Annotated in this window: 16 protein-coding genes; 9 read left to right on the forward strand and 7 right to left on the reverse strand. The window is 47.5% G+C overall.

The genetic code is table 11. From position 1 onward, the window contains the following. Positions 1 to 569: 569 nt before the first annotated feature. The 6 genes from ACO0K1_RS09770 to gatC all read right to left on the reverse strand — a co-directional run bounded on the left by ACO0K1_RS09770 (position 570) and on the right by gatC (position 6,066). On the reverse strand, positions 570 to 1,343 hold the full coding sequence (locus tag ACO0K1_RS09770) for an exodeoxyribonuclease III (protein ID WP_423025137.1): 774 nt from the start codon (positions 1,341 to 1,343) through the stop codon (positions 570 to 572). Positions 1,344 to 1,483: 140 nt separating this feature from the next. After that, complete coding sequence (pyrE, locus tag ACO0K1_RS09775) at positions 1,484 to 2,149, reverse strand: orotate phosphoribosyltransferase (RefSeq protein WP_423025139.1); 666 nt, start codon at positions 2,147 to 2,149, stop codon at positions 1,484 to 1,486. A 48-nt stretch (positions 2,150 to 2,197) separates the two neighbouring features. Beyond that, the gene (gatB, locus tag ACO0K1_RS09780; RefSeq protein ID WP_423025317.1) at positions 2,198 to 3,679 is read right to left on the reverse strand and encodes an Asp-tRNA(Asn)/Glu-tRNA(Gln) amidotransferase subunit GatB; all 1,482 of its coding nucleotides are present in this window, start codon (positions 3,677 to 3,679) and stop codon (positions 2,198 to 2,200) included. 114 nt (positions 3,680 to 3,793) lie between these two features. Next, positions 3,794 to 4,294, reverse strand: a complete 501-nt coding sequence (locus ACO0K1_RS09785) for a hypothetical protein (RefSeq protein ID WP_423025141.1) — start codon at positions 4,292 to 4,294, stop codon at positions 3,794 to 3,796. Further along, the gene (gene gatA / locus ACO0K1_RS09790; protein ID WP_423025143.1) at positions 4,291 to 5,745 is read right to left on the reverse strand and encodes an Asp-tRNA(Asn)/Glu-tRNA(Gln) amidotransferase subunit GatA; all 1,455 of its coding nucleotides are present in this window, start codon (positions 5,743 to 5,745) and stop codon (positions 4,291 to 4,293) included. The genes ACO0K1_RS09785 and gatA overlap by 4 nt, the downstream gene beginning before the upstream one ends. A gap of 18 nt (positions 5,746 to 5,763) precedes the next feature. Then, the gene (gatC, locus tag ACO0K1_RS09795) at positions 5,764 to 6,066 is read right to left on the reverse strand and encodes an Asp-tRNA(Asn)/Glu-tRNA(Gln) amidotransferase subunit GatC (RefSeq protein ID WP_423025145.1); all 303 of its coding nucleotides are present in this window, start codon (positions 6,064 to 6,066) and stop codon (positions 5,764 to 5,766) included. Between the two features lie 430 nt (positions 6,067 to 6,496). Here gatC and ACO0K1_RS09800 point away from each other — a divergent pair, with 430 nt between their 5' ends. The 6 genes from ACO0K1_RS09800 to ACO0K1_RS09825 all read left to right on the forward strand — a co-directional run bounded on the left by ACO0K1_RS09800 (position 6,497) and on the right by ACO0K1_RS09825 (position 13,821). Then, on the forward strand, positions 6,497 to 7,540 hold the full coding sequence (locus tag ACO0K1_RS09800; RefSeq protein WP_176801730.1) for a rod shape-determining protein: 1,044 nt from the start codon (positions 6,497 to 6,499) through the stop codon (positions 7,538 to 7,540). A gap of 296 nt (positions 7,541 to 7,836) precedes the next feature. Further along, positions 7,837 to 8,934, forward strand: coding sequence for a rod shape-determining protein MreC (gene mreC, locus ACO0K1_RS09805; RefSeq protein ID WP_423025147.1), 1,098 nt, complete (start codon positions 7,837 to 7,839; stop codon positions 8,932 to 8,934). Continuing rightward, positions 8,931 to 9,449 carry a rod shape-determining protein MreD gene (gene mreD / locus ACO0K1_RS09810; RefSeq protein ID WP_423025149.1) on the forward strand — a complete coding sequence of 173 codons (519 nt, stop codon included), beginning with the start codon at positions 8,931 to 8,933 and terminating at the stop codon, positions 9,447 to 9,449. Before mreC ends, mreD begins: the two co-directional genes overlap by 4 nt. A gap of 45 nt (positions 9,450 to 9,494) precedes the next feature. After that, on the forward strand, positions 9,495 to 11,462 hold the full coding sequence (gene mrdA, locus ACO0K1_RS09815) for a penicillin-binding protein 2 (RefSeq protein ID WP_423025151.1): 1,968 nt from the start codon (positions 9,495 to 9,497) through the stop codon (positions 11,460 to 11,462). Beyond that, complete coding sequence (gene rodA, locus ACO0K1_RS09820) at positions 11,462 to 12,577, forward strand: rod shape-determining protein RodA (protein ID WP_423025153.1); 1,116 nt, start codon at positions 11,462 to 11,464, stop codon at positions 12,575 to 12,577. Before mrdA ends, rodA begins: the two co-directional genes overlap by 1 nt. After that, on the forward strand, positions 12,574 to 13,821 hold the full coding sequence (locus tag ACO0K1_RS09825; protein ID WP_423025155.1) for a septal ring lytic transglycosylase RlpA family protein: 1,248 nt from the start codon (positions 12,574 to 12,576) through the stop codon (positions 13,819 to 13,821). Before rodA ends, ACO0K1_RS09825 begins: the two co-directional genes overlap by 4 nt. A 26-nt stretch (positions 13,822 to 13,847) precedes the next feature. On the opposite strand, the gene rsmI is transcribed toward ACO0K1_RS09825, so the two are convergent. Then, positions 13,848 to 14,762 (reverse strand): 16S rRNA (cytidine(1402)-2'-O)-methyltransferase, encoded by a 915-nt coding sequence (gene rsmI, locus ACO0K1_RS09830; protein WP_423025157.1) that lies wholly within the window; start codon positions 14,760 to 14,762, stop codon positions 13,848 to 13,850. Positions 14,763 to 14,802: 40 nt separating this feature from the next. Between rsmI and ACO0K1_RS09835 the strand changes: the two genes are divergently transcribed. The 3 genes from ACO0K1_RS09835 to ACO0K1_RS09845 are packed head-to-tail and all read left to right on the forward strand — an operon-like array spanning position 14,803 to position 16,475. Next, positions 14,803 to 15,201, forward strand: coding sequence for a YraN family protein (locus ACO0K1_RS09835; RefSeq protein WP_423025159.1), 399 nt, complete (start codon positions 14,803 to 14,805; stop codon positions 15,199 to 15,201). A 25-nt stretch (positions 15,202 to 15,226) separates the two neighbouring features. Continuing rightward, a complete protein-coding gene (locus ACO0K1_RS09840) occupies positions 15,227 to 15,823 on the forward strand; it encodes a phosphoheptose isomerase (RefSeq protein WP_423025161.1) in 597 nt (198 codons plus the stop codon). Then, a complete protein-coding gene (locus ACO0K1_RS09845) occupies positions 15,816 to 16,475 on the forward strand; it encodes a BON domain-containing protein (RefSeq protein WP_423025163.1) in 660 nt (219 codons plus the stop codon). Before ACO0K1_RS09840 ends, ACO0K1_RS09845 begins: the two co-directional genes overlap by 8 nt. The last annotated feature ends 46 nt before the right edge of the window (positions 16,476 to 16,521 follow it).

Below are 16,521 nucleotides of genomic sequence, written 5' to 3' on the forward strand. Positions count from 1 at the left end.
TCTTGGGTAAGATGTGTGTATGTCATTTCGGGCAACTTTGACTTGGAGGTCTGGAAGGCCGGATGCTACTGCATCTTCCCACCTTTAACCATTTATCTTCAGTTGCACTTCATAGTTGAACTCGCGTGTCATATTTGCGTCATTTCTACTATTTAAAACGATCGCTCTTTGGAGAGCTAAGCCGGGCGTGGCCCGGCAGCCACTTACCTTTGTTGCGTTACCAGAAAAGGTGAGCTCAAAAAGGCGACGCTGCGACTTTGCCCTGTGGGTACCATTATTTTGTTGGCACAATGTGTTCGTCACGTAAAACGGGAAAGTATCTCAACTCGCTACGCTCAAACAAAGATACTTTTTGATCCATTTTCCGTGAAGGACAAATTACTTTGGTTTGCTTTGCTTTGCTTTGCTTTGCTTTGCTTTGGTTTACTTTGTATAAAGCGGTGAAAGTCAAAAGCGATATTGCGGTGGATATGGCGACTAAATCTTAGGATGGGTGCAACCCGTCACACTTGATAAGACCGAAGATCTAAGTGCGGCGAGGTTGCTCCCGCCCATAAAATCATAAGCCTTTACGCGTAAGTGATGATTAAAGGTGAGTGATCAGAAAAACGTTCTTCTTTATAAATTGCTGCCGACTTCGCCTTACGTCCTATACCTGGCGTGGCGACGTGATAGTCAATGCGCCACCCAACATTATTCGCCCAAGCCTGTCCCCGATTACTCCACCACGTGTAGGCTTCTGCGGTTGTCTCCGGATGCAGGTGGCGATAGACGTCGACCCAACCTTGTTCATCAAATAAGCGTGTCAACCATGCGCGTTCTTCTGGCAAGAAACCGGAATTTTTCTGATTACTTTTCCAGTTTTTCAAATCAATTTCTTTGTGCGCAATATTCCAGTCGCCACAGATGACCAATTCCCGACCTTCAGCAATTAAGCTTGCCAGATGCGGGAAGAATTCCTCCATAAAACGGAATTTGGCTTCTTGTCTTTCCGGTGATGAAGAACCTGATGGGCAATATACGGAGATCACCGATAAGTCACCAAAATCGCAGCGTACATAACGACCTTCCGGATCGAATTCTGCGCTGCCAAAACCGATATGTACGGCATCCGGTTTTTGCTTGCTGTACACACCTGCGCCGGAATAGCCTTTTTTTTCTGCGTAATGGAAATGGCCATGAAAGCCATGCGGTGATAAAAAGTCTTCCGTCATATCTTCTGCTTGTGCCTTTAATTCTTGCACACAAACGAAGTCAGGGTCTTCTTTTTTCATCCACTCAAAAAAGCCTTTTTTTGCAGCAGAACGGATTCCGTTCAAATTGGCAGAAACAATTTTTGTCATAGCGAATTTAAAATGTCAGGTCAAGAAACCAAAAGAAACTGATCACCGGATGAATTGATGAATCGATGAACCGATGAAGAGCAGTTTCCTTTTGAGCGCAATGCTTCTACAACTTTGCCTAGAGTGGATCGTCGATGCACTCAGACTGCGCCGTAGCGATCGCGATATGCTGCGACGGCGTCTTTGTACTGCGTCAACTGCGCATCTGCCCCAGCCGCAGACAGGTATTCGAATAAATCATTCAAATTACCAATCGATACCACCGGCATGTCATAGGTGTTGCTGACTTCCTGGACGGCAGAATGTGCAGATAATGCGCCATCTTTGCCGGAGCGTTCCATGCGATCTAAGGCGATTAATACAGCGCACGGTGTGGCACCGGCAGCGCGGATCATTTCTACTGATTCACGTACCGACGTACCTGCAGAAATGACGTCATCAATGATCACCACTTTGCCTTTGAGCTCCGCGCCAACAATGGTGCCACCTTCGCCGTGGTCTTTCGCTTCTTTGCGATTGTACGCAAATGGCACATTGCGACCACGTGCGGCCAACGCCACAGCTGTTGCAGATGCGAGTGTAATACCTTTGTATGCAGGGCCAAATAACATATCGAATTCAACGCCGGAATTGATCAGCGTATCGGCGTAAAAAGCCGCCAGTTTTCCCAAATTTGCGCCGTCATTAAACAAGCCAGCGTTAAAGAAATACGGCGAGTTACGGCCCGCTTTAGTGACAAAATCACCAAACCGGATCACCCCGGCTTTGACGGAAAATTCGATGAATTCTTGTCTTAAATTGCTCATAATGTTCTTTCTTATTCAGCTATTTCAGCTATCTATGCAAAGCTGGTATCAGCCCGCTAATTTCTTTTTCAGTAGCTCGTTGACTTGCGCTGGATTGCCTTTGCCTTTCGTCGCTTTCATGGCTTGTCCGACTAAGGAGTTAAACGCTTTCTCTTTGCCAGCGCGATATTCATCAACGGATTGTTGATTCGCAGCCATCACTTCGTCGATGATCTTTTCAAGTGCGCCAACATCGGAAATTTGTTTCAAGCCCTTGGATTCAATCACTTGATCCGCCAGATTCACATCGGCAGAAGGAGCTTGCCACATCGCTGCAAAGACTTCTTTGGCGATCTTGTTGGAAATCGTACCGTCAGCAATTCGCTGCAACAATACAGCTAATTGCGCTGCGCTAACAGGTATGGCGCTAATCTCTATGCCTTCACGATTCAGGGTAGAGGCGACGTCGCCCATCATCATGTTGGCGGCTGGTTTGGCTTGTGCTACACCTGCCGCATTGACGACCGCTTCGAAATAAGTAGCGATACCTTTCGATTGCGTAAGGACAGTTGCATCGTATTCAGGCAAACCAAATTGTTCCACAAAACGGCGACGCATCGCACCTGGCAATTCTGGCATCGTGCTGCGGACTTTTTCTACCCATTCAGCACTGACTTTGAGCGGTGGCAAATCTGGGTCAGGGAAGTAGCGATAGTCCTGCGAATCTTCTTTGCTACGCATGGAGCGGGTTTCTTTTTTGTCCGGATCATACAGGCGTGTTTCTTGCACCACGGTGCCACCATCTTCGATCAGTTCGATCTGGCGACGGACTTCGTGATTGATTGCTTCTTCTAAAAAGCGGAACGAGTTCAGGTTTTTAATTTCGGCACGGGTGCCGAATTCTTTTTGACCCACTGGACGCACAGAAACGTTGGCATCGCAACGGAACGAACCTTCTTGCATATTGCCGTCACAGATATCGAGCCACATTACTAATGAATGCAAGGCTTTGGCATAAGCCACTGCTTCGGCGGCGCTACGCATGACGGGTTCAGTGACGATTTCTAACAATGGTGTACCGGCACGATTCAAATCAATACCGGTCATGCCTTGATAATCTTCGTGCAGCGATTTACCAGCGTCTTCTTCCAGATGAGCGCGCGTCAATTGAATATTTTTGACTTCTGATTTGCCGTCTTTTTCAACCACGCAAGCGACATAACCACCTTGAACGACAGGAATTTCAAATTGGCTGATCTGATAGCCTTTTGGTAGATCTGGGTAGAAATAATTTTTACGCGCAAAAATCGATTCTGGCGCAATCGTCGCTCCAACAGCGAGGCCAAACTGGATTGCTTTTTCTACGGCTGCTTTGTTCATCACTGGCAATACGCCAGGCAAAGCCAGATCCACCGGACTCGCTTGCGTATTTGGCTCTGCGCCAAATTGAATTGATGAGCCGCTAAAAATTTTTGAATTGGTTTTGAGCTGTACATGCGTCTCAAAGCCGATAACCACTTCCCATTGCATAGTTGTTCCTTCGTATCTAATCTTAATCTGTATTAATTTTTGTATTAATTTTTGTATTAATTTTTGTATTAATATTTGTATTAATATTTGTATTAATTAATTGTATTAATCGGTATTAATCTGCTTCACTTATTCTCAGTCCTGATACTCACATTTGCCATTGTTGACGTTGACTTTGAGCTCCGTGAAATTCATTCTTGAACCGCATAAGGCCGGGCAGCTTGGTTTAATATGAACCTCGTCGCCATCACGCTCCACCCGAATGCTGCATTGGTAACCGCGATCAAAATCATAGCCACGCTGAGTCCGGGTGGTGACGGCATCTTTTAAGCTGATGCGCCAGCCTTTTTCTGTAACTTCAGCGTTTAATTGATCCGCTTTATCGATGCTACATTCGTGACCATGATCACTGCGGAATAAGGATGATTCCCACTGGAAATCATCGATCGTGCTGCCGCGCAATTTTATATGCGCCTGATCGGCAAAAATGAGGCGTTCGCCATCGCCATCTTCAAGCTTGGTCTGCGTACATTGCAACTGCAAATCTATTGCTGGCTCTTGCGCCAACGTGACGGTGCTGACTGCGCTGAACAGCAAGGCGAACGCTACACTGAGCTTAAAGAGGCGCATTTTCATACAGGTGAACGTTGATGCCAGTCAGTGACTTGTTGGTATTGATGAGCAACGTTCAGTAAACGTGCTTCATCGAAATAATTACCGATTAATTGCAAGCCCACGGGACGTTTTCCATTTTTCTCGCCTTGGCCAAAACCACAAGGAATCGACATACCGGGCAAGCCAGCCAAACTAGTGGATAAGGTAAAAATATCAGCCAGATAGTTGGCAACCGGATCGTCCGATTGCGCGCCCAAGTCCCAGGCGACGGTCGGTGCTACCGGCCCCATGATGACGTCGCATTGTTCAAATGCTGCCGCAAAATCTTGTGCAATTAAACGACGGATTTTTTGCGCTTGCAGGTAATACGCATCGTAGTAACCATGCGATAACACATACGCACCCACCAGAATCCGGCGTTTTACTTCATCCCCAAAACCTACGGTACGCGATTGGCGATACATGTCATTGAGATCTTTGTAATCCGCCGCACGATGGCCATAACGAACGCCGTCAAAACGACTTAGATTGGAAGAGGCTTCAGCGGGTGCAATGACGTAATAAACCGGAATCGATAAGGCCGTTTTTGGCAGCGTGATATCGACCAAGGTCGCGCCCAGTTTGACGTATTCAGCAAGTGCTGCACGCACTGCTTGTTCGACGTCAGGCGCAAGGCCTTCGCTGAAAAATTCCTTTGGAACGCCGATGCGTAAGCCTTGCAGCGATTTGTTCAAATCGCGATTGAAGTCTTCGGCTTTGCGCTCTACCGAGGTCGAATCTTTTTCATCGAAGCCAACAATAGCGTTTAATAACATGCCGCAATCTTCGGCGGTCTGGGCAATCGGACCACCTTGATCGAGTGACGACGCAAACGCGATCATGCCATAACGTGACACACTACCGTAGGTTGGTTTGATGCCTGTCACGCCGCAAAAAGCAGCAGGTTGACGGATAGAACCACCAGTATCGGTACCCGTGGTTGCTGGTGTCAGGCGGGCTGCGATTGCCGCTGCTGAACCACCTGATGAACCGCCAGGGACAGCCGTTTTATCCCATGGGTTTTTAACCGGGCCAAAATAAGAATTTTCATTCGAAGAACCCATTGCAAACTCGTCGCAATTGAGTTTGCCGAGCGTTACCATACCTGCTTGCGCCAATTTTTCAACGACAGTCGCGTCGAAAGGGCTGACGTAGTTTTCCAGCATATGTGAGCCCGCGGTAGAGCGCAAACCACGAGTGACGAAAATATCTTTATGGGCAATAGGAATGCCAGTTAACGCGGTCGCAGTGCCGCTAGCCAGCATCGCATCCGCTGCCGCTGCTTGTTGCAGGGTCAGAGCAGGATCAACGTGCAAAAACGCGTTCAAATCACTCGCTGCAATACGCGTTAAAAAATGTTGGGCGAGTTCGGTCGCGGAAACCTGTTTGCTGTGCAACAGGGCAGATAATTGGGCAAGGGTTTTAGTGTGCATTTGTCTATTCCGAAAATCTTATTCAATCACCTTAGGCACCAGATAGAGGCCGTCTTGCGTGGCCGGTGCACATTGTTGGTATTCTTCACGGTGGTTCGTCTCAGTAACCACATCCTCGCGCAGACGCAGCGCCAATTCTGGCAATAACGCCGCAATCGGGTGGCTCAAAGGCGCGACGCCCGAAGTATCGACCGCTTGGAGTTGTTCGGCTAACGCAAAAATGCCATTCAACTTGTCCAGCGTGGAGTCTGCTTGCGCGGGAGAAATATTTAATTTTGCCAAATTGGCAATTCGTGTTACATCGTTGAGTGTCAGTGACATGATTTATGGGCGCTTAAAGCGCAATGTAGTCCAGAGAATTGTCAAATAAAAACTTTGGAATTATTACAAATCATCGGCGCTATCCGGTGAGAGTGCAAGTGGTATTGTAGCTCTGTCCAATAAATATCTATTGATGCTTTATTGGCAATTTATTGCCGCAAATTTGTGTTAATTCCATGTAAATTTTTATAAAACTCAATACTGCATTTTTAGGTGTTGGTATCGAGTAAATTTAAGAAGATTATAAGGTAGAATGGCGGGTTAATGCCCTAATGGCTTACTAAATCCCTTAACTTAGTCTCATCCGTGGTTTAGCACAGCGTTGCGCTCATTGCAGACAGGGTAAAAATTTCGTGGTGCAGCTGACCCCGGTGATCTCATTGATCAGCCGGGCGCTGCACGCAACAATCGTTAAAATACAGGACAACACATGTTTGGTTTCTTACGCAGTTATTTTTCAAACGATCTCGCGATCGATCTCGGTACCGCAAATACATTGATCTACGTCCGTAGTCAGGGCATTGTCCTTGACGAACCGTCCGTTGTGGCGATCCGTCAAGAAGGCGGACCTAACGGTAAAAAAACGATTCAGGCCGTTGGTAAAGAAGCAAAACAAATGCTGGGCAAAGTTCCTGGCAATATCGAGGCAATTCGCCCGATGAAAGACGGCGTGATCGCCGATTTTACGGTGACAGAGCAAATGCTCAAGCAGTTCATCCGCATGGTTCACGACACAAAATTCTTTAAGCCATCCCCGCGCATCATCATTTGCGTTCCTTGTGGTTCAACACAGGTTGAGCGCCGTGCGATCCGTGAATCGGCGCTGGGTGCAGGCGCATCACAGGTGTATTTGATTGAAGAGCCAATGGCCGCGGCCATCGGCGCTGGATTGCCAGTGTCTGATGCAACAGGGTCAATGGTCGTTGATATTGGTGGTGGTACTACTGAAGTCGGTATTATTTCGCTCGGCGGCATGGTCTACAAAGGCTCCGTCCGTGTTGGTGGCGATAAATTCGATGAAGCAATCGTCAATTACATTCGCCGTAACTACGGAATGTTAATCGGCGAGCAAACTGCCGAAGCGATTAAAAAAGCCATCGGTTCTGCGTTCCCAGGATCGGAAGTGAAAGAAATGGAAGTCAAAGGCCGCAATTTGTCAGAAGGCATCCCACGTTCATTCACTATTTCCAGCAATGAAATTCTGGAAGCATTGACTGATCCGCTGAACAATATTGTTTCTGCTGTCAAAAATGCGTTGGAACAGACACCACCAGAACTGGGCGCAGATATTGCCGAAAAAGGCATGATGTTGACCGGTGGCGGCGCCTTGTTACGCGATCTGGATCGTTTGCTGATGGAAGAAACAGGTTTGCCAGTCATCGTTGCAGAAGATCCATTGACGTGTGTGGTGCGTGGTTCTGGTATGGCCTTGGAACGCATGGACAAGCTCGGTTCGATCTTCTCTTACGAGTGATTATAGACGGCTGCAAAAGGATACCGGTAGGGCTGGGTAAAGCGCCGGTATCGTTTTGTTGAGTGCTCTGCAGTTGCGAAGGCGTGATAGCAGAAAACCATCGGACGATAAAAAGATGATAGAAAGTTGAGGGTAGATGTGATGGTGCTCTTACTGGATTTCGCTTACCTGATAGTCTCTTAGAATTGATGTAGAGCCGGCTGCTAATCTGTCGGCTTTTTGCTTTTGGAACGCTTGCGGCCTGATTCGATGCCGCGATGCGGATAGGCAAACCTGTTACTGATGATTGATATTGTATGGATTACAGTCCGCCACCACTCTTTAAGCAAGGCGCATCGGCGCGTGCCAGAGCGATTTTCTTTACGATTCTGGCGATCTTTTTGCTGATCGTTGATTCCCGCCTGAAATCCTTGACCTTGGTTCGCCAGGTATTGGGAACGGTCCTTTATCCTGTGCAAATGGTCGCCGTCATTCCTAGTATGACCGCCAAAAATATGTCGCATTATTTTGTCACTGTGAATGATTTAGATAAAGAGAATGCAAATTTAAAGCGACAACGTACTGCGAATGCCGATATTTTGCAGCAGACCGCACAACTGCAATCCGAAAATAACCATTTACGCAAATTGCTGGATGCGCGTGAACGCTTGCCGGTCAAATCTGTACTCGCAGAAATTATTTACGATGCCCGTGATCCGTCCACTCGCAAAGTGATCGTAGACCGTGGCATTAAAGATGGCGTGGGTCTGGGGCAGCCGGTGATCGATGATCAGGGTGTGGTCGGGCAAGTGACGCGCGTGTTTCCGCTGACGTCGGAAGTGACACTTCTTACCGATAAAAATCAGGCGATTCCAGTGCAAATTTTGCGTAATGGCTTGCGCAGTGTCGCTTACGGTCGCGGCCAATCAACGTACTTGGACATGCGTCTGACCTCAAATGCTGATATTCAGAATGGTGATCAACTCGTCACATCGGGTATCGATGGAATTTACCCGCCAGGTCTTTCTGTTGCAAAAGTAGTACAGGTTGAGAGTAAGGCGGTCACTACCTTAGAAAATATTTTATGTGTGCCGACGGCTGGTATTGATCGCAATAAGCAACTGCTGATCTTGCAGGTGTCGACGAATAATTTGCCGCCACCTGATACGGAAGATGTCAGAGCAAAGAAAGAAAAAATTAACCGTAAGGTGACCCGCGATACCGCGCCGCCACCAACTGATGTGAAGCCAGTCGACCAACAGTCCATCGCCCAGAGTGCGAGTAAAGAAGCTGTTAGCCCGGTAGCACCCAAAGTTGAGGCGGTCAAAGCGAGCACTGCAACACTTGAACCTGCAAAAGCTGATACTGCAAAACCATCTATATTCAAGCCAGCTATGAAGGAAACCGGGAAATGACGCAACCACATTACATTTTGTTGCCCGTTAATCCAATCTTTATTGCATTTAGTTTGGCACTTGCTTTTTTGTTGAATTTTTTGCCGTGGGGCGGTTTTATTGCGGTGCCTGATTTTGTTGCATTGGTATTGGTATTTTGGAGCATCCATCAGCCGCGTAAGGTAGGGATTGGCGTAGCGTTTGCAATGGGTTTGTTGATGGATGTGCATGACGCGATTCATTTAGGTGAAAATGCCTTGGCCTACACCTTGCTCACTTATTTTGCGATTACGATACACCGGCGTGTATTGTGGTTCCATCCTTTGACGCAGTCTTTGTATGTGTTTCCACTATTTTTATTTGTCCAATGTTTGCAAATTGTGGTGCGCCTCATCGTTGCACCTGATGCGCATTTCCCTGGGTGGTTATATTTTTCAGAAAGTGTCGTGACGACGGCGCTCTGGCCAGTGGCGACGTTGATATTGCTGGCACCTCAACGTCGTGCGATCAATAAAGACGATACTCGTCCAATCTGACCTAACTGCTCATTTTTAGCCGCAGCTGTAAGCAAACTCAACATCATGAACGAACTAAAGAACACGGAACGCGAACTCTATTTTTTCCGTATGCGGCTGATTTTTATCGGCATATTCGTGTTCGCCTGTTTTGCGGCATTGATTACGCGCTTTGTGTGGTTACAGATCATCAAGCATGACGACTATGTCTTGCTCGCGGATGAAAATCGTATTGATATCGTTCCGGTTGTACCGAATCGTGGATTGATTCTGGACAGAAACGGCGTGATTCTGGCGCAAAATTATTCTGCTTACACCTTGGAAATCACACCGTCAAAAATCACCGAGGATATGGATAGGCTGATCGATGACTTGTCGGCCTTAGTTGATATTCAACCTAAACATCGCAAGCGTTTTAAGAAATTATTGGATGAATCCAAAAATTTTGAGAGTCTGCCTATTCGTACTCGATTGACGGATGAAGAGGTGGCTCGTTTTACCGCGCAACGCTTCCGGTTTCCTGGTGTTGATATTCAGGCGCGTTTATTCCGTCAATATCCGCAGGGAGATAGTGCGTCACATGTGATCGGCTATATCGGCCGCATCAGTCCGAATGACGCCGATTTGATTGATGATATGGAAGATAGCGCCAATTACAACGGCACTGACTATATCGGCAAAGAAGGACTTGAAAAAAGCTATGAAACCGCGTTGCACGGCACGACTGGCTTTGAGCGCGTTGAAGTCTCTGCCAATGGCAGGGCAGTTCGTACCTTGTCGCGTACGCCACCCACCTCAGGTCAGAATTTGATTCTTTCGATCGATATCGAATTACAAAAAGTGATCGAAGAAGCATTTGGTGACCGTCGTGGGGCGCTGGTTGCGATTGAGCCTGAAACCGGTGACGTGCTTGCTTTTGTATCCAAGCCAACGTACGACCCCAATTTGTTTGTCGAAGGTATTGATCAACAAAGCTGGACAGAATTAAACACGTCTGAAGATCGGCCTTTGTTAAACCGGCCTTTGTCCGGTACTTATCCGCCTGGATCAACATACAAGCCATATATGGCGCTCGCAGCACTTGAGTTAGGCAAACGTACACCTTCACAGTCCGTTTCAGATACGGGCTTCTTTATGTTTGGCGGCCATCGTTTTAATGACGATAAACCGGGCGGTCATGGTGTGGTTGATATGTTCCGTTCTATTGTGGTGTCTTGCGATACCTACTATTACATGCTGGCCAATGATCTTGGGGTCGATACGATTCATGACTTTATGAAACCTTTTGGTTTCGGTCAGAAGACAGGGATCGATCTGGAACATGAAAAAATGGGCTTATTACCGTCGACTGAATGGAAGCGTACAGCCTACAAAAAAGCAGTACAACAGAAATGGTATGCCGGCGAAACCATTTCGCTGGGAATTGGTCAGGGCTATAACAGTTTTACCCCATTGCAGATGGCCCATGCGATGGCCACATTGGCTAACAATGGTATTGTCATGAAGCCACATCTGGTGAAAATGACCGAAGATCCCAAATCCCATCAAAAGACACTGACTGTGCCAAAGGAAAGTTTTCGTATTCCATTGAAACAGGAAAATATCGATATCATCAAAAATGCGATGGTCGGCGTGACGACGGTCGCTGGTGGTACGGGTTATGCAAAATTTCATGATGCCGAATACATCTCTGGCGGTAAAACTGGTACAGCGCAAGTAGTGGGTATTAAAAAAGGCGAAAAATATAATGCTAAAAATACCGCGGAACGTCAACGAGACAACGCCTTATACATTGCCTTTGCACCTGCGGACAAGCCACGCATCGCGTTGGCAATGGTCGTTGAAAATGCTGGTTTTGGTGCCGAATTTGCAGCACCTATTGCACGCAAAGCACTCGATTACTATTTGTTAGGCAAACGTCCTTCCGACAAGGATAAATTGTCTGGCATCAAAGCGGATGCAGCAACGGCAGCGACATCGGCAACGCAAGCCGATGGCAACACAGATCCGGGCACGCAAGAGATAAGGGATTGATGATGCAACATTCACGCTTTAACTGGCATTCGATGCGTTCGCACATTATGGTGTTTGATGCGCCCCTGGCCATTTTATTGTTTTTGATCATGTCGATCGGTATTGTGACCTTGTACTCGGCGGGGATTGATTTTCCGGGACGGGTTGAGGATCAATTGCGCAATATTCTGGTGTCATTCGTCATCATGTGGATTTTTGCTAATATCCCGCCACAGACTTTGATGCGTTTTGCGATTCCAATCTACAGTTTTGGCGTCGCCTTGTTACTTGCTGTAGCCGCTTTTGGCATGGTGAAAAAGGGCGCACGTCGTTGGCTCAATGTGGGCACCCCGATACAACCCTCCGAGATTATGAAAATCGCCACGCCGCTCATGTTGGCGTGGTATTTTCAAAAACGCGAAGGGGCATTGCGCTTGAAAGACTTCATCGTCGCTACCGTCATTCTGTTAATTCCGACCGGCTTGATCGCTAAGCAACCGGACTTGGGGACAGCGTTGCTGGTGGTTGCCGCTGGGTTTGCGGTCATTTTTCTGGCGGGATTGTCGTGGAAAATTTTGATTTCCTTGATTACTTTCGTTGCCATTGTGACGCCGACTGTCGTTTGGCCTTATATGTTGCATGATTATCAACGAGATCGCGTGTTGACAATGCTCGATCCCACCCGTGATCCTTTAGGTAAAGGCTTTCACATTATTCAGTCGACTATTGCAGTGGGTTCAGGCGGCTTACATGGCAAGGGATGGTTGAAAGGTACCCAGGCGCATCTGGAGTTTATTCCTGAACGCACAACAGATTTTATTTTTGCGGTTTTTTCAGAAGAATTTGGCTTTATTGGTAATCTGGTATTGGTTAGTTTGTATTTTTTATTGATACTACGTTGCCTGATGATCGCTGCAAACGCGCCGACTTTGTTTGCTCGGCTGATGGCGGGTTCGGTTACCATGATCTTCTTCACTTATGCATTTGTTAACATGGGAATGGTCAGCGGGATTTTGCCAGTGGTGGGTGTGCCATTACCATTTTTGAGTTATGGCGGTACTGCGCTCGTCACTCTGGGTATGGGTGCTGGCATCATGATGAGTGTGCAACGCAATCGTAAGTTGGTGCAGACATGAAAAAACTTTTTTCAACAACGCAGTTACAACGATGTTGTCTGTTAGCGGCGCCGGCGATGTTACTGGTCGCATGCGGTACCGCACCAAAACAACCCATAATCATTGCAGAGTCGGCACGGCCAGCGTCCATTCCAGTCAATCCATCACCGACCTTGCCCAAGGCCGGGTCAGGTAAAGGTGGCTATTATAAAGATGACGGGCCAGGTGATAATCCGCCACCGGGTTTGGAAAATACGGTTGACCCGATTCCGGTAATCGAAGACTTTTCTCGGTCTGCAAATAAACCTTACGCCGTTTTTGGAAAAACCTATACCCCTTTAGTTGATAATTCGACGCCATTTATTCAACGCGGTATCGGCAGTTGGTACGGCAAAAAATTCCACGGTCAGAAGACTTCCTCAGGCGAGTTGTATGACATGTATAAGATCACCGCCGCCCATCCTACCTTACCGATTCCTTCTTACGCCAGAGTCACTAACCTGAGCAACGGCAAACAGATTATCGTCCGCATCAATGATCGGGGCCCTTTTCATTCAAATCGGATTATTGATTTGTCGTACACAGGTGCGTTAAAGCTGGATTTGTTGGGCAAGGGCAGCAGTCAGATCGAGGTTGAACGCTTGTTGCCTGCAGATATTGAGCGCATGGCAGAAAATCGGAAAAATCAAACAAACACCAATACACGCATGGCCGCAGCGAGCGATACAACGCATAACCAACCCGTAGCGTTGGTGCCAGCGCCGCAAGTTGTTCAGGCGGCGATTCCCTCTGTTAAATCGAGTTCGTCAAAATTATCCGCACAAGGTGATACCATCACGATCGACGATCTCATGGCTTCACAGAAGGCAAAACAAAATGGACTGCAGACAGCCGCACCCGTCACGACATTACCACTGATTGCGTCAGATTCGCTCACCGTAACACCTCTTCCAAAAGACACGGATAAGGCAACGGTCGCTGCATCAGGCACCCCAACAACAGGGAATGCGACAAATGCAACAAATGCGACAAATGCGGCATATTATTTGCAATTCGGCGCTTATGCGATCCGTTCTAATGCCGAAAACATTCTCATTCATTTAAAAAATCACGCAGAAAATCGCTTACCCGGTTTCGATATAGTTCAGCAAGGTAGCCTCTATCGCTTGGTCAGCGGCCCTTTTCAGAGTCGTTCAGAAGCGATGTCAGCGTTGGCACAAGCGGGTGACTTAGGTGTTGGGCGTCCGCTGGTCGTACAACGTTAAGCCCAGTTGTTTCTGCGTATCGAAGCTTATTCAGCCTCGCTTTGCTTCAACGTCAGCGCAAGTTGGTATAAAGCGTTTTTCTTCAAACCCGTTAATTGGGCGGCCAGATTGGCGGCCTGTTTGACGGAACACTCTTCCAGCAAAATTCCCAATACCCGGCGCGCTTCTAAATCATTTTCACCTTCAGCCTGTTGACTGGCATCGAGCAAAATAACATATTCGCCTTTTTCTCTATGAGCATCAGCAGCCAGCCAGGCAGGGGCGTCGTGTAAAGGGCAGCGGTGAATTTCTTCAAATAATTTACTGACTTCTCGGGCCAGCACGACCTGATGTGTGCCGCCAAACACGTCCAGCATCGCTTGGACCGTGTCAATAATCCGGTGTGGTGCTTCATAAAATATCAAACTGGCTGGTGTATTCAGTAAGTCGCGTAAAACGGTTTCGCGTTGTCCGGCTTTGGCAGGCAAAAATCCGACGAAGTAAAAGCGATCAGCTAACAAACCGCTGGCTGACAAAGCGCTAATCGCCGCAGATGCACCTGGCAAGGGTGTTACGGGCACACCGGCAAGTTTTAAAACGTCAACGATTTTTGCGCCCGGGTCAGAGACGCCGGGTGTGCCTGCATCGGATACGAGAGCGATGCGTTCACCGGCTTGTAAGCGGTGCAGGATTTTTTCTGCGACTTCACGTTCATTATGCTGATGTGCGGCGATCAATGGCTTATGGATACCGTAGCGACTCAATAGTTGTGCTGTATTACGCGTATCTTCACAAGCAATGGCGTCGACAATTGAAAGCAAATGTAACGCCCGTAAGGAAATATCAGCGACATTCCCAATGGGTGTAGCGACTACATATAATGTGCCAACGGGATAATGTTGCCGGACAACAGCATCAATGATGGTGGGGCTGGAAAACAGTGTTGATTCGGTAGTGCTCATACCCGGCCATTCAAATTAATCAAAACCAGATTGTACGACAATGAGACGTGAAGCCGTTCAAGAAAGTACTGTAGCCGATCAATCTAAAGACCTGCGAACGGGTCGACGTCGTCGGGGTGACGAGGGGGAATTGTTGGCATTACGTTATCTCGAAAAAGCAGGGTTGACTCTGATACAAAGAAATTTTTTGTGCAAGGGGGGCGAGCTCGATCTCATCATGCGTGATGGTAGAAGTCTGGTCTTTGTCGAGGTCAGAGTACGTGCTTCGATGCAATTTGGCGGTGCCGTGTCGAGCATTACGCCAGCTAAACAAAGAAAGATGCAGCATGCGGCACAAGTCTTTTTACTGCAATTGAAACAACAGCCAGCGTGTCGATTTGACGTGATTGCCATCGAAGCAGGTACAATTCACTGGTTACAAAACGTAATTGTTGCCTAGCGCCTATCGTATAATCTGACACACTATGACAAACCAACGTATCTTGGCGCACTTCCACGAAAGTGCCGAATTAAAAATCCAGGCCGCTGATGAATTGGCGCTGCCTATTTCTGAGGCAGTGGAACTTATGTTCCAGGCGCTGTCTAACGGTAACAAAATTCTCGCGTGCGGGAATGGCGGCTCGGCTGCAGATTGCCAACATTTTGCCGCAGAATTAGTTGGGCGCTTTGAGCGTGAACGCCTGCCTTTACCCGCCATGGCATTGACGACTGATAGTTCTATTATGACTGCGATTGCTAACGATTATAGTTTTCAGGAAGTATTTTCGAAGCAAGTACAGGCGTTTGGTCAGTCGGGCGATATTTTGTTAGCTATTTCCACCTCAGGTAACTCGCCTGGCGTAGTCAATGCAATCAACGCGGCATTAGAGCGGGACATGCGCGTGGTTGCCCTGACTGGCAAAGGTGGCGGTGCAATCAAAAATTTATTAGGTGACACAGATGTGCATATTTGCGTTCCGCACGATAAAACGGCACGTATTCAGGAAGTGCATTTGCTAACCATACACTGTATTTGCGACGGTATTGATACCGCGCTCTTTGGAGGTGAAGCTGATGATTAAACAACGTTTTGGTAAGCTCTCGCGGTCTTTGTTATTAACAGGCGCCTGTTGTGCTGTCCTGATGAGCTTGCAAGGTTGTGTAGAACTCATGGTAGGTAGTGCTGTCGTAGGCACGTTCGCCACTGCTGACCGTCGTACCTTTGGCGCCCAAACCGAAGATAAATCCATTGCAGTCAAAGGAGAAATACGTCTTTCAAAAGCATTGAGCGATACGGCGCATGTTAATGTGAACTCCTATAACCGCCATGTTTTGTTAACTGGCGAAGTCGCTGATCAGCAAACGAAGGACAAAGCTGAGAATGAACTGAAAGCTGTCGAAGGTGTCGTGTCGGTGATTAATGAGATCCAAATTTCAGGTAATTCCAATTTCTCCGCACGTTCGAACGATGCCTTGATCACGACGAAAGTCAAAGCATCGTTTGTTGATACTAAAGATCTGTATGCCAATTCTTATAAGGTCATCACTGAAGGCAGTGTGGTTTATTTGATGGGCCGGGTTACCCAGCGTGAAGGTGACCGTGCGGCGGACGTCGCGAGTAGTGTCAGTGGGGTACGCAAAGTTGTGAAAGTGTTTGAGTACATTACCGAAGAAGAATTAAAGGCGATGCTGGTGCAGCCTGCCAAGTCAGAAAAAAGTGAATCTGGCAATTGAGTTTTAGCAAATTGATTCAAAAAAACCGATGAATTTTCATCGGTTT

The organism is Undibacterium sp. SXout20W (assembly GCF_049340285.1).
Classification (GTDB): domain Bacteria; phylum Pseudomonadota; class Gammaproteobacteria; order Burkholderiales; family Burkholderiaceae_D; genus Undibacterium.